The organism is Vibrio plantisponsor (assembly GCF_013041605.1).
Lineage (GTDB): Bacteria > Pseudomonadota > Gammaproteobacteria > Enterobacterales > Vibrionaceae > Vibrio > Vibrio plantisponsor.
On sequence record NZ_JABEQC010000003.1, the window covers coordinates 242189 to 262768 of the forward strand.

At 43.4% G+C, this 20580-nt stretch carries 16 protein-coding genes; 10 read left to right on the forward strand and 6 right to left on the reverse strand.

What is annotated here, in order from left to right; translation table 11 throughout:
* Nucleotides 1-186: 186 nt before the first annotated feature.
* On the forward strand, nt 187-993 hold the full coding sequence (xthA, locus tag HKI82_RS06550; RefSeq protein ID WP_171137536.1) for an exodeoxyribonuclease III: 807 nt from the start codon (nt 187-189) through the stop codon (nt 991-993).
* 97 nt (nt 994-1090) lie between these two features.
* Here xthA and HKI82_RS06555 read toward each other — a convergent pair whose 3' ends face one another.
* The 4 genes from HKI82_RS06555 to HKI82_RS06570 form a co-directional block, all read right to left on the reverse strand.
* Entirely contained in the window at nt 1091-1768 is a 678-nt protein-coding gene (locus tag HKI82_RS06555) for an ABC transporter permease (RefSeq protein ID WP_042486663.1), read from the reverse strand.
* Between the two features lie 2 nt (nt 1769-1770).
* A complete protein-coding gene (locus HKI82_RS06560) occupies nt 1771-2502 on the reverse strand; it encodes an ABC transporter permease (RefSeq protein ID WP_171137537.1) in 732 nt (243 codons plus the stop codon).
* A gap of 125 nt (nt 2503-2627) precedes the next feature.
* Nucleotides 2628-3404 (reverse strand): ABC transporter substrate-binding protein, encoded by a 777-nt coding sequence (locus HKI82_RS06565; RefSeq protein ID WP_102940643.1) that lies wholly within the window; start codon nt 3402-3404, stop codon nt 2628-2630.
* 83 nt (nt 3405-3487) lie between these two features.
* Entirely contained in the window at nt 3488-4258 is a 771-nt protein-coding gene (locus HKI82_RS06570; protein WP_102940644.1) for an ABC transporter ATP-binding protein, read from the reverse strand.
* Between the two features lie 611 nt (nt 4259-4869).
* Here HKI82_RS06570 and HKI82_RS06575 point away from each other — a divergent pair.
* From HKI82_RS06575 to HKI82_RS06585, 3 genes are all read left to right on the forward strand, one after another.
* On the forward strand, nt 4870-6417 hold the full coding sequence (locus tag HKI82_RS06575; RefSeq protein WP_171137538.1) for a DUF3360 family protein: 1548 nt from the start codon (nt 4870-4872) through the stop codon (nt 6415-6417).
* Between the two features lie 319 nt (nt 6418-6736).
* Nucleotides 6737-9016, forward strand: a complete 2280-nt coding sequence (gene pflB / locus HKI82_RS06580; RefSeq protein ID WP_102940646.1) for a formate C-acetyltransferase — start codon at nt 6737-6739, stop codon at nt 9014-9016.
* A 189-nt stretch (nt 9017-9205) separates the two neighbouring features.
* Complete coding sequence (locus tag HKI82_RS06585; RefSeq protein WP_102940647.1) at nt 9206-10192, forward strand: lipid A deacylase LpxR family protein; 987 nt, start codon at nt 9206-9208, stop codon at nt 10190-10192.
* 13 nt (nt 10193-10205) lie between these two features.
* Here the strand turns inward: HKI82_RS06585 and HKI82_RS06590 are convergent, their stop codons facing one another.
* Entirely contained in the window at nt 10206-12086 is a 1881-nt protein-coding gene (locus tag HKI82_RS06590) for a methyl-accepting chemotaxis protein (protein ID WP_102940648.1), read from the reverse strand.
* 236 nt (nt 12087-12322) lie between these two features.
* Between HKI82_RS06590 and pflA the strand changes: the two genes are divergently transcribed.
* The 3 genes from pflA to HKI82_RS06605 all read left to right on the forward strand — a co-directional run bounded on the left by pflA (nt 12323) and on the right by HKI82_RS06605 (nt 14469).
* The gene (pflA, locus tag HKI82_RS06595; protein WP_102940704.1) at nt 12323-13063 is read left to right on the forward strand and encodes a pyruvate formate lyase 1-activating protein; all 741 of its coding nucleotides are present in this window, start codon (nt 12323-12325) and stop codon (nt 13061-13063) included.
* Nucleotides 13064-13202: 139 nt separating this feature from the next.
* Nucleotides 13203-13844, forward strand: a complete 642-nt coding sequence (locus tag HKI82_RS06600) for an energy-coupling factor ABC transporter permease (RefSeq protein WP_390632445.1) — start codon at nt 13203-13205, stop codon at nt 13842-13844.
* A gap of 124 nt (nt 13845-13968) precedes the next feature.
* Entirely contained in the window at nt 13969-14469 is a 501-nt protein-coding gene (locus HKI82_RS06605) for a YfbU family protein (protein ID WP_102940650.1), read from the forward strand.
* A gap of 92 nt (nt 14470-14561) precedes the next feature.
* Here HKI82_RS06605 and HKI82_RS06610 read toward each other — a convergent pair whose 3' ends face one another.
* Nucleotides 14562-15332: a MipA/OmpV family protein gene (locus tag HKI82_RS06610; protein ID WP_390631924.1), complete on the reverse strand. Its 771-nt coding sequence runs from the start codon at nt 15330-15332 to the stop codon at nt 14562-14564.
* Nucleotides 15333-15640: 308 nt separating this feature from the next.
* Here HKI82_RS06610 and HKI82_RS06615 point away from each other — a divergent pair, with 308 nt between their 5' ends.
* The 3 genes from HKI82_RS06615 (at nt 15641) to HKI82_RS06625 (ending at nt 20538) form a co-directional block, all read left to right on the forward strand.
* Nucleotides 15641-17575 carry a PrkA family serine protein kinase gene (locus HKI82_RS06615; protein ID WP_102940651.1) on the forward strand — a complete coding sequence of 645 codons (1935 nt, stop codon included), beginning with the start codon at nt 15641-15643 and terminating at the stop codon, nt 17573-17575.
* A 122-nt stretch (nt 17576-17697) separates the two neighbouring features.
* Nucleotides 17698-18969, forward strand: coding sequence for a YeaH/YhbH family protein (locus HKI82_RS06620; protein ID WP_171137540.1), 1272 nt, complete (start codon nt 17698-17700; stop codon nt 18967-18969).
* A gap of 12 nt (nt 18970-18981) precedes the next feature.
* The gene (locus tag HKI82_RS06625) at nt 18982-20538 is read left to right on the forward strand and encodes a SpoVR family protein (protein ID WP_171137541.1); all 1557 of its coding nucleotides are present in this window, start codon (nt 18982-18984) and stop codon (nt 20536-20538) included.
* Nucleotides 20539-20580: the final 42 nt, after the last annotated feature.

Below are 20580 nucleotides of genomic sequence, written 5' to 3' on the forward strand. Positions count from 1 at the left end.
ATCTATCGATATATCAATACAAATCTGACACAAAACTCACCATTTTCGGACACATTCAGTTTGAGCGAGTTCTTCGGTTTGTTCTGTTCATGCGAAGTGGTAACATCACTCTGGTTCGTTGTTACCTTTTTATGTAATCAATTCAATTAGTAACGACTTAATAAACATTAAATTAAGGACTAACCAATGAAAGTTATTAGCTTTAACATCAATGGGTTACGAGCAAGACTTCACCAACTCAAAGCACTAATTGATAAACATCAACCTGATGTTATCGGCTTGCAAGAAATCAAAGTTCACGATGAAGCCTTCCCTATCGAAGATGTCGAAGCCATGGGTTATCACGTCTACTTTCACGGGCAAAAGGCGCATTACGGTGTGGCTATGCTCTGTAAGAAAGAACCGATTGAAGTTAAGAAAGGTTTTCCTACCGACAACGAAGATCATCAAAAGCGTATGATCATGGCGACATTCTTGGATGACAACGGTGAAAAAGTGACTGTTCTTAACGGTTACTTCCCGCAAGGCGACAACGTCGGACATGAAGTTAAGTACCCATACAAGCGCCAGTTTTATAAAGATTTAATGACGTACTTAACTGAACACCACAGTAATGATGAGCAGCTTATTGTTATGGGTGACATTAACATCAGTCCTATCGATTCAGATATCGGCATTGGCGAAGCAAACCGCAAGCGTTGGCTACAAACGGGTAAATGTTCATTCCAACCAGAAGAACGCGAGTGGCTAAAAGCGCTCACCGATTGGGGCTTCGAAGATACATTCCGTAAACTTAACCCAAGCGTTAATGATAAGTTCTCGTGGTTTGATTACCGTTCTCGCGGCTTTGATGACAACAGAGGTCTCCGTATTGATGTCATTTTGGCTACACCATCGCTGGCTCAAAAATGTGTTGAGGCGGATATCGACTATGAACTTCGCGGCATCGACAAACCTTCTGACCACGCACCTATCTGGTCGGTATTCAACTAGCCATCCCAGTTATGTCTCTTTCCTAATATGACAAAGCCCCTACTCAGGGGCTTTGTTTATTTCATGTCTAAACCGCAAATGTAGTTGTTCAGAAACGTTAGCTAAGTGGACGCAAATAGCGCAAGAAACGTTTTTCAGCACCTTTAAAGCACCAAAGTACAATGAAGGTTAAGCTCATATAGAACAGACCCGCTGTTAAGAACGATTCAAATGGTGCGTAGTAGCGTGAATTCACCAAACGAGCAGCACCTGTTAAATCCATAATGGTTACAATACCAGCTACTGCGCTGCCGTGGATCATAAAAATCACTTCGTTACTGTAAGCTGGTAATGCACGACGAAGCGCACTTGGCAGAATAATACGGCGATAAGTTTGGAATACACTCATACCATAAGCTTTAGCCGCTTCCACTTCGCCTTTTGGTAGGCCATTAATTGCACCACGCACAATCTCTGCGGTGTAGGCGGAAGTGTTGAGAATGAACGCCACCAAAGCACAGAACCATGCATTTTCCCAAAGGGTTCCTTTTACAGGGAAGAACTGATCCATACCGTAGTAAATCAGATACAACTGAACCAGTAATGGCGTACCACGGAAGAAATAGATGTAGCCCCAAGAAGGCAAGTTCAGCGCATAGTTTTTACTGTTACGTGCGATAGCTAAAGGAATCGCAATACATATGCCGATGATCAGAGAGAGAGACACTAACCATACTGTTGTCCATAAGCCTTGAAAGTAAATTGGAAGGCTTTCAATAATCAGTGAAAAGTCCATATTTACCTCGTATGAATGCTAAATTTGCGCTCAACTAGCTTAAGCAGGCCAGTCGAAATGCTGGTAAACAGAAGGAATATGACCGCAACCGTCATGTAGAAGGTAAATGGCATTTTCGTTGAACCTGCGGCCAGTGAACTCATACGAACCATGTCTTCTAAACCGATGATAGAAACCAGAGCCGTTGTTTTCAGTAGAACCAGCCAGTTGTTACCAAACCCCGGTAGCGCATGACGAATCATTTGCGGCAGAAGTATGCGTCTGAACGACAATACAGCGCTCATGCCATAAGCTTTGGCTGCTTCCATTTCGCCTTTATCCACCGCCATGATTGCGCCGCGGAAGGTTTCAGCCATGTAAGCACCAAAGATAAATCCGATCGTCAATACACCAGCAATAAACGGGCTTACATCGATGTAATCAGGCACATACTGAACCCATTCCTCCGCAGTGCCGAGCCAGTCGTTCAAAGTTTCATTGATTGAGTAAAGACTGTTGTTCAGTAAGATTTGACCACCGAAGAAAATCAGCATCATCAGAACAAGATCCGGAATGCCGCGAATAATGGTGGTATAGAGCGTTGCTATGCCCTTAGCCCATGCATAAGGAGACAATTTTGCCAGTGCGCCTAACATGCCAAGCACAACAGCTAATAAAAGTGAAAGTATGGCAACTTCAATGGTGAGTACTGCCCCTTTTGCTATAGAGGCTTCATATCCCTGTAGATCCAGCATAAAAACTTCCTAGTCCTTAAAGCTTGGCTGCTGGGTACTGCTACGAACTAGGAACCAACAGCCAAGAATGCCTTTATTATTGTTTCGTCTCTGTTGTTCAACACAACAGAGACATTTGAGGCTTATTAATCGCCGTATACGTCGTACTTGAAGTATTTAGCCGCGATTTGTTGATAAACGCCTTTTTCACGAAGTGAACTGATAGCGCCATTTAGCTTTTCAGTCAGGTCTTTATCTTGTTTACGAACTGCAATGCCAAAACCGTCACCGAACCATTTAGGATCAGTCAATGAAGGACCAACGAACTCATAGCCTTCACCACCTGGTTTGTTTAGTACGCCATCTTCTAGAGCAGACGCATCACCTAGAACAGAAGCAATACGGCCATTTGCAAGGTCAAGGTAAGCTTCATCGAATGAACCGTAACGAACGATTTCTACAGAATCACCATAGTTGTCTGTTAGGTACTTGTCGTGAGTTGTCGCACGTTGTACACCAATTTTAACGCCTTTAAGGCCTTCTTTAGAGAAATCTAAACCAGCGCCTTTTTTAGCGATAAATTTGTTTGGGATCAGTGCGTATTTGTTGGTGAAATCAACTTTCTTCTTGCGCTCTTCAGTAATAGACATCGCAGCAATGATCGCGTCGTATTTACGAGCAAGTAGAGAAGGAATAATACCATCCCAGTCTTGAGCAACGATTTGGCATTTTACTGCCATCTCTTCACAAAGCGCGTTTGCCATATCAACGTCAAAGCCTTTCAGAGAACCATCTGATTCTGTCCAGCTAAACGGAGGGTAAGCACCTTCAATACCAAAGCGTACAGTTTTCCACTCTTTCGCTTGGGCAACACCGGTCGCAGCTGTAGCAGCTATTGCCGCAACTAATAACCACTTTTTCATTTCCATACTCCTGTGATTGTTGTGTTTTATTTTTACTTTAGTTTTCTCAGCCCGTCTTAAGTAAAACAAAGGGCTGAAATATTTTAATAAATTGAAGAGATAAACTGCTTAAGACGCTCTGAATCCGGATTGCTAAACAGCTTTTTAGGATCGCCCTGTTCTTCCACCAATCCTTGATGCAAAAACAAAACGTGGTTAGAAACGTCACGAGCAAACGCCATTTCATGAGTAACCACTAACATGGTTCGCCCTTCTTCAGCTAGCGAACGCATAACTCCCAACACTTCTCCCACTAACTCAGGGTCAAGAGCTGAAGTTGGCTCATCAAATAGCAATACTTCTGGTTCAACAGCGAGTGCTCTTGCAATTGCAGCACGTTGTTGCTGACCGCCGGAAAGGTGACCCGGGTAGTAATCTTTACGCTCGTAAAGACCCACTTTCTTTAATAGTAGTTCTGCATTTTCAATTGCTTGAGCTTTAGGAACACCAAGAACGTGGACAGGTGCTTCAATCACGTTTTCCAGCACTGTCATGTGTGACCAGAGATTGAATCCTTGAAAAACCATTGCTAAGCGCGAACGGATACGCTGCACCTGTTTTTCATTGGCAGGAAGAGAGATACCTTGACGATTCTTTTTCATTTGAATCAACTCACCATTCACCCAGATTTCACCATCTGTCGGTGTTTCGAGCAAATTGATGCAACGAAGGAAAGTACTTTTACCAGAACCGGATGAGCCGATAATAGAGATAACATCGCCTTTATGGGCTTGAAGTGAAATGCCTTTCAGAACTTCATTCTGGCCAAATGTTTTGTGCAGTTGTTTTATATCGAGCGCTGGTACTTCATTCATGCGCTTTAACTCCCTGTATTTTATGACACTGCAGAGCATTCCAGCTCAATTTCGCTACAAAGTATCACTCAGCGCCATAACATGCAACAAATTATTAACCTGCAAAAATGAAATATTTAATTATTTTATGTGAGTATTAATTCATAAAATGGCTATTTCTTCTTCAAAGCTCGCATATTCAAACACTCTACACCTGTCTGACACAGCTACACCAATTTAACAAAAATGCCAAAAGCAAGACTTATAGCAAACTTTGAAACATAACCACTACGCATAGGTTTCCACGTTTTGGCAAGTTCAAAAGGGGTAATAAACATCACACTTTGAAAATTAATTTCAACCATAAAAACCACTATCTGCCTGATTTTATTATAACGATGTAGTTTTCTTTCATTTCCCAAACTAAAGTGATCAAGATCAATCACTATAAAGGGTTAGCACGTTAAACTCGCCACCAATTATAAGGCGATTCTAAAGCCCATTATTAATTTCGTTGGCTATGCTATAAAGCACAACAGAAACGTGTTACATATTCAGCCGAAACTTTCGCTATTGCGGACATTTAAGCAGAATTCAATTCAGAATTAATAACTTTATAAAATGAGGAATCTATGTCAGAAGCAGTGAATAAAGCGCATTCTGATTCAGATATCGAGACTAAGAGCTACAGTGAGCTTCATCGTCCAGCGTCTGAGTTCGACAGCCGTTCAGATTACTTAGATCATGAACTACAAATCATGAAGCCTCGCCGCTATGGTTTAAACTTACCAGGTCGCGATTTCCGTTTTGAACTTGAAGATTTCGTTCCTGCTCTAGCTGGTACTATCGGCATCATCTCGATGTACTCCGCTGTTATGATGTCTTGGGCAGAAGGTCTGACACAAGCTTGGGATCACGTTCATCTAACGAAAGAGTTCGCTATCGAAGTCGCTCGTGTGGAAATGTTGATTCCTGCTTTATTATTCTGTGTGCTTGCTTCTGGTATCTTTAACCCGAAAGCAAACTTAGCAGGTAACCACGGTCCGATGATTCCACTTATCGGTACTATCGCGCTAGCTGGTGCTCACCCTCTTGCATTAGCACTGCTTATTGGTGTCTTTGGTCTGCTACTTAGCTTCTTCAAAGGCGGCTCTAAGCTTGTTAACCTCACTTCTGAAGGCACAGCCGGTGGTTTGCTCATATTCCTTGGTTTGACGGGCACAATTAGCCAGATTAACTCCATACAGGCTTGGGCTGTCGGTTTGCAATCGGCAGACGTAGCTGCGGGCAGCATGGGTTATGTGGGTATTATCGTACTTGGTATCAACGTAGCGATTTATGCTTACCTAGCTAAAGTGAACAAGCGTTGGCTTGCTATCCCAGTGTGTGCATTCTCTGGTCTTGCGATCGCTCTAGCTCTTGGTGCTGGTTTCGACATTAAATTCGAAACTCACATGGGTCTTCCAAACCTGAACCCAGTTTACTGGTGGGGCAGCACAGAAGAAGGTTGGATGCTAGGTCTTCCTAATATGGAACACTTCATTGCATCTCTGCCATTCGCGATTCTTGCAGTAGCAATGTGGTCTCCAGACTTCCTTGGTCACCGTATCTTCCAAGAGATGAACTACCCTAAAGGTTCTGAAAAAGTACTAATGGACGTTGATGACACTATGACTATGTGTTCATTCCGCCAGATGGTTGGTACAGCAGTAGGTGGTGGTAACATCACGTCATCTTGGGGTACATACATGATCCCTGCGGCTATCGCTAAGCGTCCAATCCCAGCGGGTTCAATTCTGCTTGGTCTGATCGTAATGACAGTTGCGATACTTGGTTTCCCAATGGACGTTGCAGTATGGCCACCTGTTATGCGTGTTGCGCTACTAGTAGGTGTATCTCTACCTCTACTAGAAGCTGGTATGCAAATGGTTCGCGATACGAAAGACTCACAAGCTGCTGGTATCTGTATCTTTGCATCTATCGTTGCAAACCCAGTATTAGCTTGGGCACTAACCATGTTCCTAGACAACAACGGTTTAATTGGTGACAAAGAACGTGCTTCACGCTTGTCATTCATGGATAAAATTGTTATCCCTGTAACCGTGTTTATTATCTGTCTTGTTGCTATGCTGGCTGTTGGTATGCTAGAAGCTCAATATGGTCTAAAAGCTTGGCTATAAGATAAAGTTTCAAGATTAGACGGGTAGCGCAAGACGCTACCCTCTTTTTATTATTTGATTATCTTTTTCAACTTATTTTTGTTTTATTCAACTTTTATTGATTTAGTTTAAGTTTTGCAAATTTTTTTTAGTGTAATGTAATTTCATCAAACGGACATTTCACTGTAAGAACAAGTAACAATATCTATAGTATTAATCTGAGATTATGAACTATACATATTGTTATTAAATAGAGTGTACTGCCTCTCTTTGACTGAAGAGATAGCTGGCTCAACGGCGAAACAGTACGTGTTTTTTCTACTAAAAAGGTAGGTATGTCATGGCAGAGCAATTTGCTAAAGCTTGGGAAGGTTTTGCTGCAGGTGAGTGGCAAAATGAAGTAAACGTTCGTGATTTCATTCAAAAGAACTACACTCCGTACGAGGGTGACGAATCTTTCCTAGTTTCTGAAGGAACTGAAGCGACTAAAACGCTTTGGGCTAAAGTAATGGAAGGCATCAAACAGGAGAACTCTACTCACGCTCCTGTAGATTTCGACACTTCTGTTATCTCTACCATCACTGCTCACGATGCAGGCTACATCGAAAAAGATCTAGAAACTATCGTTGGTCTTCAAACTGACGCTCCACTTAAGCGTGCAATCATCCCTAACGGTGGTATCCGTATGGTTGAAGGTTCATGCAAAGCATACGATCGTGAACTTGATCCTATGGTTTCTAAAATCTACACAGAATACCGTAAAACTCACAACGCTGGTGTTTTCGATATCTACACTCCAGACATCCTTGCATGTCGTAAGTCTGGTGTACTAACTGGTCTTCCTGACGCATACGGCCGTGGTCGTATCATCGGTGACTACCGTCGTGTTGCACTATACGGTATCGACTTCCTAATGAAGGACAAACTAGCTCAATTCACGTCTCTACAAGAGCGTTTTGAGAATGGTGAAGACCTTCACATGACTATGCAACTTCGTGAAGAAATTGCTGAGCAACACCGCGCTCTAGGTCAAATCAAGAAAATGGCTGCGAAATACGGTTTCGATATTTCTCGTCCAGCTGAAACTGCTCAAGAAGCTATCCAATGGACTTACTTCGGCTACCTAGCTGCTGTTAAGTCTCAAAACGGTGCTGCAATGTCTCTAGGCCGTACTTCTACGTTCCTAGACGTGTACATCGAGCGTGATATCGCTGCAGGTAAGATCACTGAAGCTCAAGCTCAAGAAATGATCGACCACTTCGTAATGAAACTACGTATGGTTCGTTTCCTACGTACTCCTGAGTACGATGAGCTATTCTCTGGCGACCCAATCTGGGCAACAGAATCAATGGGTGGTATGGGTCTTGACGGTCGTACGCTAGTAACGCGTTCTAACTTCCGTTTCCTAAACAGCCTATACACTATGGGTCCTTCTCCAGAGCCAAACATCACTGTTCTTTGGTCTGAAGCGCTACCAGACGGTTTCAAACGTTTCTGTGCAAAAGTATCTATCGATACTTCTTCTATCCAGTACGAAAACGACGACCTAATGCGTCCAGACATGAACTCTGACGACTACGCAATTGCATGTTGTGTATCACCAATGGTTGTTGGTAAACAAATGCAGTTCTTCGGTGCTCGTGCGAACCTTGCTAAAACGATGCTTTACACCATCAACGGCGGTATCGATGAGAAACTGAAAATCCAAGTTGGTCCAAAAATGGACAAGATCTCTGGTGAATACCTAGATTACAACGAACTTTGGGAAAAAATGGACCACTTCATGGATTGGCTAGCTAAGCAGTATGTGACTGCACTAAACGCTATCCACTTCATGCACGACAAGTACAGCTACGAAGCGTCTCTAATGGCTCTACACGACCGTGACGTTATCCGTACTATGGCATGTGGTATCGCAGGTCTGTCTGTTGCAGCTGACTCACTATCTGCAATCAAATACGCGAAAGTTAAACCAATTCGTGACGAAGATGGTCTAGCAATCGACTTCGAAATCGAAGGCGATTACCCTAAATTCGGTAACAACGACCCACGTGTAGATGACATCGCTTGTGAACTTGTATCTGTATTCATGAACAAGATCCGTGAGCTTAAGACTTACCGTAATGCGATTCCTACTCAGTCTATCCTTACTATCACTTCAAACGTGGTATACGGTAAGAAGACTGGTAATACTCCTGACGGTCGTCGTGCTGGTACTCCATTTGCACCAGGTGCAAACCCAATGCACGGTCGTGACGAGAAAGGTGCAGTAGCATCATTGACTTCAGTAGCGAAACTACCGTTTGCTGACGCTCAAGATGGTATCTCTTACACCTTCTCTATCGTTCCTAACGCATTAGGTAAAGAAGAAGCAAGCCAACGTGCTAACCTAGCAGGTCTAATGGATGGTTACTTCCACCACGAAGCTGGCAAACTAGAAGGTGGTCAACACCTAAACGTTAACGTGCTTAACCGCGACACTCTACTAGACGCTGTTAAACACCCAGAGAAATACCCTCAGCTAACTATCCGTGTATCTGGTTACGCTGTTCGTTTCAACTCTCTGACTGCTGAACAACAAGCTGACGTTATCGCTCGTACATTTACTGAGTCAATGTAAGACTTCGCTTAAATAATGAGCTACAAGCCCTCGCTTTTGCGGGGGCTTTTTTTATTTATTCAGTAAATTTATCAAAGCGTTAACAATGCTTAGTGAAACTCAAATATTTAAATTCACCGTTTATCATTACTCGTCTTAGCCTTCTCAATCAGTTAAACTCACTACTCTGTTGTATTCGAGCTGTATCAAATGTCCGCATCCCGCTTTTTCCTTTTATTAACATGCAGTTTTTCCGCTCTTGCTGCTCAAACGTCGACTGTCACTCTCAACATTGATAACGATGGTATTTACGGGATAGACCAAGACTACACCAGTGGTCTTTTCCTCTCTTACACGTCAGGTGCTGTTCGTCCAAATTGGTGGTCGAAACCACTTAGCCTTTCTGCTTGGGGAGCAGCAAGTTTAGATAAGTGGGAAATCAGTGTTGGCCATAAAATGTGGACACCTTCAGACATCACGCTTGAGACTCCGCAACCGAATGAACGTCCTTATGCTGGCTTATTACACGGTGAATTCAGCTACATCAGTTTGCACCCACAACAAGCGCAGCGTTTTAATCTTCTAATAGGAACAACAGGCGAGAGTTCTCTTTCTGAAGAAGCTCAACGCATCGTCCATTCCATTACAAAATCTGACGATCCAAACGGCTGGGCATATCAGGTTGAAGACAAAGTCGTAGGCAGTGTCGGCTATCTTTCACACTTCAACTTAATTCGTCGACGCTTCACTTTAAGCACTGACTTTGAAATATCGAACGTTTCAGAAATCAATGTCGGCAACTACCGTAGCGATGCCGCAACCGGATTTATGGTACGTTGGGGACAAGATCTGGCTGGTAACTTTGGTAGTGCACAGATATCGGTAGAAAACCCATTTAAAGCGGGAATGATTGGCGCGTCTGACTATGGATGGTTTCTGTTTGGCGGTATTGAAGGGCGTTATCGCTTTAACGACATTACGATTGAAGGAAATAGACCATTAAATGGCTTGGAACATCCTGCCAGTTATTACGAAGTGACGTTAGAACCTTGGCAAGCAACCGCTGTAGCGGGTGCTGCTTGGTACAGCCGTCATTTTGGTTTTACTTTTACGACAACCGCCAATACCTCTGAATATAAACAAGATAAGAAATCTCTGCACGGTACTGGCGGCGTATCCTTCTATGCGTTTTTCTAAACGCATTTATGGGTTAGATATTAAAGCGTTGGCAATCGGAGTTTAGCTCTGAAGAGCGTTGGTCAACGACGCGACTGATTGAACGCAGTTGCTCGTTGTTATCTTCCAACTCTTTCATTGCCACAGAAATTTGCGTCATATTATCGGCCATCGATTGACTGGTGGTGGCCAACTCTTTGATAGAGCTAACAATAATTTCCGTCTGGTGCGCCGCTTCTCCCGCTTTATTGGTGATCTGAGCCAGAGCTTCCATCGCTTCATGGCCTCGCTCTTGACCAATCTGCATCGTTTGGCCAGATTGACCAAATTTCTGAATCACCTCCGCACTCTCTTTCTTCATCGTTTCGATAGTGCCTGAGATTTCCGCAACTGCATTCACGGTACGAACAGCCAAGTTTCGAACTTCATCTGCCACAACCGCGAAACCACGTCCTTGCTCCCCTGCTCGCGCAGCTTCAATAGCGGCATTTAGCGCTAGCAAGTTAGTCTGCTCAGCAATGCTGTTAATAATGTCCATCACTGAGTCAACTTTGGTCGAAGCTTCTTCCAGTTGCTGAATATTGGTCGTCGCGGAACTTAGAATTTTGCCGACATCCTCTAATGAACCAATGGCGGCGGCGATAACTTTCGCACCATTTTGCGCCGCCTCTGTCGATGACTTGCTCACATCAGAAACAAACGCCAGAGAATTAGACACTTCATGAGTAGTAACGCTGACTTCTTCTGTGGCTGAAGCCAATAGCTGAGTTTGCCCTAAAACATCAGACTGCCCGTTCACAAGGTCGTCAATGCCAGAGTTTAGTTGTGCAGCATCTCCTGATAACGCTTCACTTCGCTGCTGAACAGCTTTGACCAACTCCCCTAAGTGTTTGCAACTCTGGTTAATCGCGACAGCCAATTGGTTAAACTCATCATTAGGGTTATTCGATATAGGCATACGCTGTGACAAATCACCTTGTGATAAACGCTCCATCACCGCTTTGGTTTGTGATAGTGAACGAGTTAAAGAGATGCTTAACATGACAAAAATAGAAATGGTTATTACCGCCAAAACAGCACAGGCCACCAGCACAGACCATTGAGTTTGTACGCCAGCTTTTTCTGCTTGTTGCTGATAGGTTTCGCTAAGGCTCTCAATCTGTTTGGATAAACTTTCAATTAAACTTTTCGCTTGAGATTCACTGGCCATCAATTGCGCTTGCTGGTCGTTAACTAATTGCGAAAGCTCACTGACACGCAGAAAAGTCTCTTTAAACTGTGCCACTTCTTTTTCATAAAGAGAGAGCATTGAGTAGCTTTTCGACATGTTGATAAAGCCCGCCATTGCGCGATTAAATAGTTTTAGGTTTTGTTCGCTTGGCTGAAGCAGATAGTTTTGTTGTGCTTTGACAACGGCTTGGAAATCAGAGTTGATGGTGACCATACCCGTTTCCGCAATTTTCGCTTCTATGGTTGCCGCCAAATTCTTTAGCTCACCCAGTTTGCCCTCTTCGACGTTGAAACCCAATTCAGATTTGAGCTCCATCCAGGGTAAGAGTGACTGTTCAAACTGTGAGGTAACTTGTAACAGCTGCTGAGACTCTTCGCTGAAATTCAACTGCTGGAGAAAAGTAATGTCTGCTTGCACATGTTCCATCAAGCTTTTTAACTTTTCCTTTGCTTGAGAAACCTGATCTGCGGTAAGACTTTCTTTTTCGGAGGCCAAAGCTAGAAGATCGGCTTGAGTTGAGTGCATGGCCAATGCTCCAGACGTAATGTCCGAACTCTGCTTATATTGAGAGCCCATACCGGATAGGCTCATTGCGGTGTAAAGACCGAGGCTAACGAAGCCAATACAAAGAACAATAATAAAAAGTGTGATTTTTTGCTTCTGAGATAATTTCAGTACATCCATGCTAATCTTCCTTGTCACCATCCTGTGACTTTAGACTTCAAGATACTACGGGCTAAAGTGTCGTAATGTTTCATTTACATTTTTGTCACTAATATCTTTTTTATAACACCCATCTTCAGCAATTTCGATTTTTTTTTAAACTATTTATTACAACCCTGAATGGGAGAAGGAAAACCTATTTAATCCTTACTATTTGTAATAAAATGACGACTAAATTACACAATCGAGAGCAGCACATGTCTACTTCTGGTCGAATTCACTCATTCGAATCTTGCGGTACGGTTGATGGCCCAGGAATTCGCTTCATCGTTTTTCTTCAGGGTTGCTTATTCCGTTGTAAGTATTGTCACAACCGTGACACTTGGGACACACACGAAGGCAAAGTGGTTAGCGTTGAAGAGATCATCAACGAAGCCAAGTCTTACCGTCACTTTATGAATGCCTCTGGCGGTGGTGTTACCTGCTCTGGCGGCGAAGCCATGCTTCAGCCAGAATTTGTGAGAGACTTCTTCCGCGCAGCGAAAGCTGAAGGTATCCATACCTGCTTAGACACTAACGGTTATATCCGTAAGTTTACGCCTGTGATCGATGAAGTTCTTGAAGTCTCAGATCTTGTGATGCTCGATATCAAACAGATTAACGACGATATCCACCAAGATTTAGTGGGCGTGTCCAACAAACGTACTCTCGATTTTGCTCAGTACCTGCACAAAATTAACCAGCCAACTTGGTTACGCTACGTGATTGTTCCAGGGTATACCGATGATGATGAGTCTGCTCATAAACTGGGTGAGTTCATTAAAGATATGGACAACATTGAGAAGATAGAGCTGCTTCCATATCACAAACTTGGTGCCCATAAATGGGAAGCGATGGGAGAAGAGTACCCGCTTGAAGGTGTAGAACCTCCTAGCAAGGAAACTATGGATAGAATCGTATCTATTCTTGAGCAATATCACTCAAACGTAAAATACTGATTCAAACTCGATGACTAATCGTGAAAAATGCCAACCTCAATAGGTTGGCATTTTTATATCTGTTCTAAATTCCATAAAATGCTCTACAGGATGAACTTAACACTGAGGGATTATTTTGCAGTTACAAGAACTGGTCGCACTGGCTATAGTGGTTATCTTTTTCGTCATCTCGCTCAAAGATGTTCAACACGCTTTCCTGCCAAAGTTTAAAACTGAAAAATCCTTTCAGCACCTGACCTATGCGGTGATGTTTGCCCTTGTGTTACTTTGGTCTGCGCAAGCCAGTGTCAAGGAAGGGCTTCAAATCCATTTTTTAGCACTCACAACACTGACCATGATGTTTGGTTGGAGAAGCGCTTTCATCCTAACCATTCCGGTCAGTTTTGCTCTGGTCATCGTAGGGAAACTGACGCTATTTGCTCTGCCTGAGTTTTTATTGCTTTCCAGCTTGGTTCCGATTCTGATCTCTTATGCTGTCTTCTCATTAAGCTATCACTATCTACCACGCAATATTTTTGTATTCATTTTTGTCGCAGGATTTTTCAACGGCGGTTTGACTGGAAGTCTGCACCTAGCTATCAATGCCGGTTATCAGCTCAATCTGGGTAACCACGACTGGAAAACCATACTGGACAACTATCTTATCTTTGTGCCTCTACTCGCCTTCCCAGAAGGGCTTCTCAACGGCATGGCTTTGGCGATACTTTCCGTCTTTAAGCCAGAATGGCTACGCGTGTTCTCTGACCGAGACTATATCTACCATCATCATCACAAAAAATAGTCCCACCTCTGCATATTTTATGTACTATCTCTATTAAAACAGTGTTGAGATCATGTTTCAGATTAATGCATTACTGTTAACCTAACCTCAGCAAAAAAATAATCAATTTTTAGTGAGGCCAGCTATGGAAATGACTAACGCTCAACGTCTTATTCTTTCAAACCAATACTTCTTAATGTCTCAGCTTGACCCTTCAAACTCAGCAAAATACAAGCGTATGCAAACCATTGTTGAACGCGGTTATGAACTCCAAATGTGTGAATTGAATAAAGAGTTTGGCTGTTTAAGTGATGCACAATGTCGCGAAGTTATCGACATCATGGAGATGTATCACGCAATGCAAGAATCACACAAAATGCTTAGTGAAGAGGCGAGAAAAGACGTTGATGTGCGTCGTTTGAACTTCTTAGGCTACGATATTGCAACAGAAGGTCAGTTGGTCAACTACGTGCGCTTCCTAGTCGACTCTGAAGGTCTTTACCCTCAATTTGACAAAGGCGACCACCATTTCAACAGTCAGATGCCAATGGCTGACAAATATCGTCGTATGCTGGCGACATGGCGTCATTGCCCTCGTCAATACCATTTGTCTGCAAATGAATTGCGTCAGATCTTCAACGCATAGTTGAGAGCTAACCATCGTTAAAAATACCAGTTTATAATGCAGTAAGGCGGACAGAGTCCGCCTTACTTATATCTACAAGTTACAAGTCGGGCTTAGAACAGGTAAGCAATACCAAAAGAAACGGTAGTACTAATTCCACTTTCTATGATTGGACTTTTTTCTATATCGCCTTCCAGATTCGTATAACGAACGTTGCCAGTCACTCTCACGGTATCAATGATATTCCAGTAGGCTGACGCTCCAATAAAGTACTGGCCGTCCCACTTCGCTTCAAATTCAGGCAATCCGCTACGCGCCGCTTCTTCACTAGAAACACCATAGAGATGGTTATTTAACTTATCTGAGTTGTATGAATAACCAATACCCGGCGTTACTCCCCAGTTACTAAAACGCAACGGGAAACGCAACGCTACTTCTGCATATAAACCATTATGTGTATCACCGATGTCTGTCGCAGCAGAGGTTTCAAGCAAACCTACCGGAGTTCTCAACTGGTAGCTAACACCACCTAAAATTGTCGAAGAACGCTTGTCCAACATTTGAATTTGCGCGTTATCTGAGTCTCCCGGTTTGAGAGTTCTCGGATCATACATCAGTCTGAAAACGAAGTTTTGCGGAGAACTCATCGGCAGAACTCGGTAGCCCGCACTGAAGCCACGCAGAAACAGGTGCTCACCTTCATAACCGATAACAGGAATTACCGTTTGATTCGATGGCGTTTCTTTATAAACCGCTGGTGAATACGCCGCTGCGACGCCTAACGACCATTGATCAGGTTGCGCTTGAGCAGGAAGTGCCATTGTCAAAGAGAGAGCAACAAACGCAGAAAAGTAGAACTTATTCATAGTGATAGTTATGTCCATTGGTATGCAATCCATTGAGCCACATCATACGAACCTATGCACCCATTGACAATAAAGATGAGAACTATTGTGATTTTTAGCCTTTAAAACCTTTTAAAGCTCTCATTCATTAACCACATTTGACACGACAAGCACAAAACTTTTCTTCTGCAAATATCAAATTCGAAATTTCTTTTTATCATCACTAATTTTAAATAAATGCATAATCTCTAAGCAAAATCGCGAATAGCAAACTAGTCTTAAATTGTTAGGGATTTATGTTTTAAAGCGGTTGTATGTCTGTGTGACATTTTTAGAGGGGACTTACTATGAGTATTTTTGACCACTTTCAGGCACGCTATGAAGCAGCCAAGGATGAAGAGCTAACGATTCAAGAGTTCTTAAATCTATGTAAAGAAGATAAAAGCGCATACGCAAATGCGGCCGAACGCCTGTTGCTCGCCATCGGCGAACCCGAGATGGTAGATACTTCAAAACACCCTCGCTTAAGCCGTATTTTTTCAAACCGAGTTATCTCCAGATACAAAACTTTCCAAGATTTCTACGGCATGGAAGAAGCCATAGAGCAAATCGTTTCTTACTTAAAACACGCCGCTCAAGGCTTAGAAGAACGTAAACAAATTCTTTACTTACTCGGCCCTGTGGGTGGTGGTAAGTCTTCTCTTGCTGAAAAACTAAAAGCACTGATGCAACAGATGCCTATTTATGTCCTTTCGGCAAATGGCAAACGCAGTCCAGTGAACGATCATCCATTCTGTTTGTTTGATGTCAACGAAGATGGAGAACTTTTAAAGCAAGAGTACGGTATTGAAAAACGCTATATCAAATCCATCATGTCACCTTGGGCAGCCAAGCGATTACACGAGTTTGGTGGTGATATTACCAAGTTTAAAGTGGTGAAAGTACGCCCTTCCATCTTGGATCAAATCGCGATAGCGAAAACCGAACCGGGTGATGAAAACAACCAAGATATTTCTTCACTGGTAGGTAAAGTCGATATTCGTCAGTTAGAACACTTCTCTCAAGACGATCCTGATGCTTATAGCTATTCAGGCGCATTGTGCCGCGCGAACCAAGGTTTAATGGAGTTCGTAGAGATGTTTAAAGCGCCAATCAAAGTGCTTCACCCTCTACTCACCGCGACACAAGAAGGGAACTATAACGGTACAGAAGGTCTTTCAGCCTTGCCGTTTGACGGAATGATACTTGCCCACTCTAACGAATCTGAATGGCAGGCTTTCCGCAACAACAAAAACAATGAGGCATTCCTAGACCGTGTTTACATAGTTAAGGTTCCTTACTGTCTGCGTGTTTCCGAAGAAGTTAAAATTTACCAAAAACTGCTTGAGCACAGTGAGCTATCCAACGCGCCATGCGCACCAAGCACTCTCGATCTGCTTGCTCAATTCAGCGTACTTTCGCGTTTGAAAATTCCTGAAAACTCATCGCTATTTTCGAAAATGCGGGTTTACGATGGTGAGACACTCAAAGACACCGATCCAAAAGCGAAAAGCTACCAAGAGTATCGTGACTACGCTGGTGTCGATGAAGGCATGTCGGGGCTTTCCACTCGTTTTGCGTTCAAGATTCTCTCTCGCGTATTCAACTTCGACCACAGTGAAGTGTCAGCAAACCCTGTACATCTCTTCTATGTGATTGAACAACAAGTAGAGCGTGAGCAGTTCCCACAAGAAACAGCTGACCGTTATCTAGAGTTTGTTAAAGGCTACCTAGTACCGCGTTATGTCGAGTTTATCGGTAAAGAAATTCAAACCGCATATTTAGAGTCCTACTCTGAGTACGGTCAAAACATTTTCGACCGCTACGTCACTTATGCGGATTTCTGGATTCAGGATCAGGAATACCGCGATCCGGAAACCGGACAACTGTTTGACCGAGCTTCACTCAACGGAGAATTGGAGAAAATCGAAAAAACCGCTGGGATCAGTAATCCGAAGGATTTCCGAAATGAAATCGTCAACTTCGTATTACGTGCACGTGCGAATAATAATGGTAACAACCCAGCTTGGACCAGCTACGAAAAATTGCGCACCGTTATCGAGAAGAAAATGTTCTCGAATACTGAGGAACTACTACCTGTTATCTCCTTTAATGCGAAAACCTCTTCTGAGGATCAGAAAAAACACGACAACTTTGTCGCTCGCATGATGGAGAAAGGTTATACCGAAAAACAAGTGAGACTATTGTCTGAGTGGTATTTACGCGTACGTAAATCTTCTTAAACACTGTCTGTACCCAAAGAACTTGTTGTAACGGGTATATCTGAAATCCAACTAAGCAGGCATCCAAGGACAGGATGCCTCGTTGGGGGAGCTATTCAGGTGACGTATACGGGGGAAGACTCATGCCGCAATTCATCGATAGACGATTAAACGGTAAGAACAAAAGCGCGGTAAATCGCCAACGCTTTTTACGCCGTTATAAAGAACAAATTAAAGAGTCGGTTTCCGATGCGGTAAACCGCCGTTCAATCACGAACACAGAAACTGGTGAAGATGTCTCTATTCCAAATAAGGACATCAAAGAGCCTGTGTTTCATCAAGGTCAGGGAGGTATGCGTGAGCGTGTTCACCCAGGCAATGACCAATTCATACGCGGTGACAAGATAGAACGCCCTCGCGGAGGCGGTCAAGGCGGCGGTTCTGGTGAAGGTGAAGCCAGCCAAGACGGTGAAGGCGAGGACGAATTTGTATTCCAGATTTCCAAAGACGAATATTTGGATATTCTGTTCGAAGACCTCGAACTGCCCAATCTCGAAAAAAACCAAATCAATAAGATAACGGAGTGGAAAACCCATCGCGCGGGGTACCAGACTGCGGGTTCAGCTTCTAACATTGCTATTGTTCGCTCGTTACAACAATCATTGGCACGCCGCACGGCGATGACCGCCAATAAACGTCGTTTAATGAAAGAACTGGAAGATGAGTTAGAGCGTATTAAAGCCGCTGAACCAGCTCAACTTCTGGAAGAAAAACGCATTAAACAAGAGATTGAAGAACTGCGCGCCAAAATTGAAAGCGTGCCTTTTATTGATACCTTCGATTTGCGTTTCAAAAATTATGAAAAGCGCCCTATCCCATCTAGCCAAGCGGTGATGTTCTGTTTGATGGACGTCTCTGGCTCTATGGACCAAGCCACCAAAGACATTGCGAAACGCTTTTACGTCTTGCTCTATCTGTTCCTGACTCGAACATACAAAAACGTCGAAGTAGTGTTCATTCGTCACCATACTCAAGCAAAAGAGGTGGATGAACAAGAATTCTTCTATTCCCAAGAAACTGGCGGCACCATCGTTTCCAGTGCACTTAAGCTGATGCATGAGATCATTGAAGAACGATATCCGCTTGGCGAATGGAATATCTACGGTGCGCAAGCTTCCGATGGTGATAACTGGGCGGATGATTCGCCACGTTGTAAAGAGTTGCTCACCAAACAACTGCTACCTTACTGTCAGTACTATGCCTATATCGAGATTACCCGTCGGTCACATCAAACCTTATGGCACGAGTATGAAAAACTGCAGCCAGCCTTTGGTAATTTTGCTATGAAGAATATTCGCAGTGTGGAGGATATCTTCCCTGTCTTTAGGGAACTATTCCAGAAGGAAAACGCATAGGGGGGAGCGCGTATGACAACCAATGCTACAAAAAATAAGTCAAATGCTGCGCCGAAGAAACGCGCAACCAAATCGAAAGTTCTGCCTGATGGGCCGGATTGGACCTTTGACATCCTTGAGGAGTACCACACAGAGATAAAACGTGTCGCTGAGTTTTATAAACTGGATACCTATGAGAACCAAATTGAAGTCATCACTTCTGAACAAATGATGGATGCCTATTCCAGTATTGGTATGCCTATTAATTACAACCACTGGTCATTTGGTAAGAAGTTTATCCATACCGAACAAAACTATAAGCATGGGCAGATGGGGCTCGCGTATGAGATCGTCATCAACTCCGACCCTTGTATAGCCTACCTGATGGAAGAAAACACCGTAACCATGCAAGCGTTAGTAATGGCTCACGCCTGTTACGGACATAACTCTTTCTTTAAAGGAAACTACCTATTCCAAACATGGACCGATGCAAGTTCAATTATTGACTACCTGCTGTTTGCTAAAAATTACATTGCCGGATGTGAAGAGAAATATGGTGTTGATCAGGTAGAACGCCTATTAGACTCATGCCATGCCTTAATGAATTACGGAGTCGACAGATACAAACGCCCAGAGAAAATTTCCATCGCTGAAGAGAAAGCGCGCCAAGAAGAACGTGAAGAGTATTTGCAGTCTCAGGTGAATGCCCTTTGGCGCACCGTTCCACAGAAAGCGAGAGCGGAAGATAACCAACCGCGTTTCCCGAGTGAACCACAAGAGAACATTCTCTATTTCATCGAAAAGCACGCACCATTACTTGAACCTTGGCAGCGTGAAATCGTCCGTATCGTGCGTAAAATTAGTCAGTATTTCTATCCGCAAAAACAAACCCAGGTAATGAATGAAGGCTGGGCTACGTTTTGGCACTACACAATTTTGAATCACCTGTATGACGAAGGATTAGTGTCAGACAAGTTTATCCTAGAATTTCTGCACAGCCACACCAGCGTTGTGGCTCAACCGCCATATAACAGTCGTTATTTTAGCGGTATCAACCCTTACGCGCTAGGGTTTGCCATGTTTACCGATATTAAGCGCATTTGTGAAAACCCAACCGATGAAGACTACGAATGGTTCCCTGAACTGGCAGGCTCAGACTGGTTAGAAGCGGTACATTTCGCTATGCACAACTTCAAAGATGAAAGCTTTATCAGCCAATATTTGTCGCCAAAACTTATCCGTGATTTCAAACTGTTCGCCATTACCGACGACGACAGGAAGAACTTCATTGAAGTCACCGCCATCCACAATGACAGCGGCTATCAACAGATACGAGAGAAGCTCGCTGCTCAATACAATCTGAGTAACTTGGAACCGAACATCCAAGTATTCAGCGTCGACGTTCGTGGAGACCGTTCTATCACATTACAGTATGTCCCCCACGACCGAATTCCTTTAGACCCAAGCTACGAGGAGGTACTAAAACACATGCATCGCCTATGGGGTTTTGAAGTCAAATTAGAGGAGGTAAAAGACACTGGAAGAAGAGAAATCCTCGCAACCTGTCCTAAAAAAGGTGATCACGATTAGTGATTATCGTTGCGACAACTAAAACATCTAACCTAACAATTA

Excerpts from the sequence above, each read along its gene's own strand:
- HKI82_RS06565 (WP_102940643.1), bottom strand. The coding sequence starts at position 3,404 with ATGAAAAAGTGGTTATTAGTTGCGGCAATAGCTGCTACAGCTGCGACC.
- HKI82_RS06575 (WP_171137538.1), top strand. The coding sequence starts at position 4,870 with ATGTCAGAAGCAGTGAATAAAGCGCATTCTGATTCAGATATCGAGACT.
- HKI82_RS06585 (WP_102940647.1), top strand. The coding sequence starts at position 9,206 with ATGTCCGCATCCCGCTTTTTCCTTTTATTAACATGCAGTTTTTCCGCT.
- HKI82_RS06570 (WP_102940644.1), bottom strand. The coding sequence starts at position 4,258 with ATGAATGAAGTACCAGCGCTCGATATAAAACAACTGCACAAAACATTT.
- HKI82_RS06620 (WP_171137540.1), top strand. The coding sequence starts at position 17,698 with ATGCCGCAATTCATCGATAGACGATTAAACGGTAAGAACAAAAGCGCG.
- pflB (WP_102940646.1), top strand. The coding sequence starts at position 6,737 with ATGGCAGAGCAATTTGCTAAAGCTTGGGAAGGTTTTGCTGCAGGTGAG.
- xthA (WP_171137536.1), top strand. The coding sequence starts at position 187 with ATGAAAGTTATTAGCTTTAACATCAATGGGTTACGAGCAAGACTTCAC.
- HKI82_RS06605 (WP_102940650.1), top strand. The coding sequence starts at position 13,969 with ATGGAAATGACTAACGCTCAACGTCTTATTCTTTCAAACCAATACTTC.
- HKI82_RS06590 (WP_102940648.1), bottom strand. The coding sequence starts at position 12,086 with ATGGATGTACTGAAATTATCTCAGAAGCAAAAAATCACACTTTTTATT.
- HKI82_RS06625 (WP_171137541.1), top strand. The coding sequence starts at position 18,982 with ATGACAACCAATGCTACAAAAAATAAGTCAAATGCTGCGCCGAAGAAA.
- HKI82_RS06610 (WP_390631924.1), bottom strand. The coding sequence starts at position 15,332 with ATGGACATAACTATCACTATGAATAAGTTCTACTTTTCTGCGTTTGTT.
- HKI82_RS06615 (WP_102940651.1), top strand. The coding sequence starts at position 15,641 with ATGAGTATTTTTGACCACTTTCAGGCACGCTATGAAGCAGCCAAGGAT.
- HKI82_RS06555 (WP_042486663.1), bottom strand. The coding sequence starts at position 1,768 with ATGGACTTTTCACTGATTATTGAAAGCCTTCCAATTTACTTTCAAGGC.
- HKI82_RS06560 (WP_171137537.1), bottom strand. The coding sequence starts at position 2,502 with ATGCTGGATCTACAGGGATATGAAGCCTCTATAGCAAAAGGGGCAGTA.
- pflA (WP_102940704.1), top strand. The coding sequence starts at position 12,323 with ATGTCTACTTCTGGTCGAATTCACTCATTCGAATCTTGCGGTACGGTT.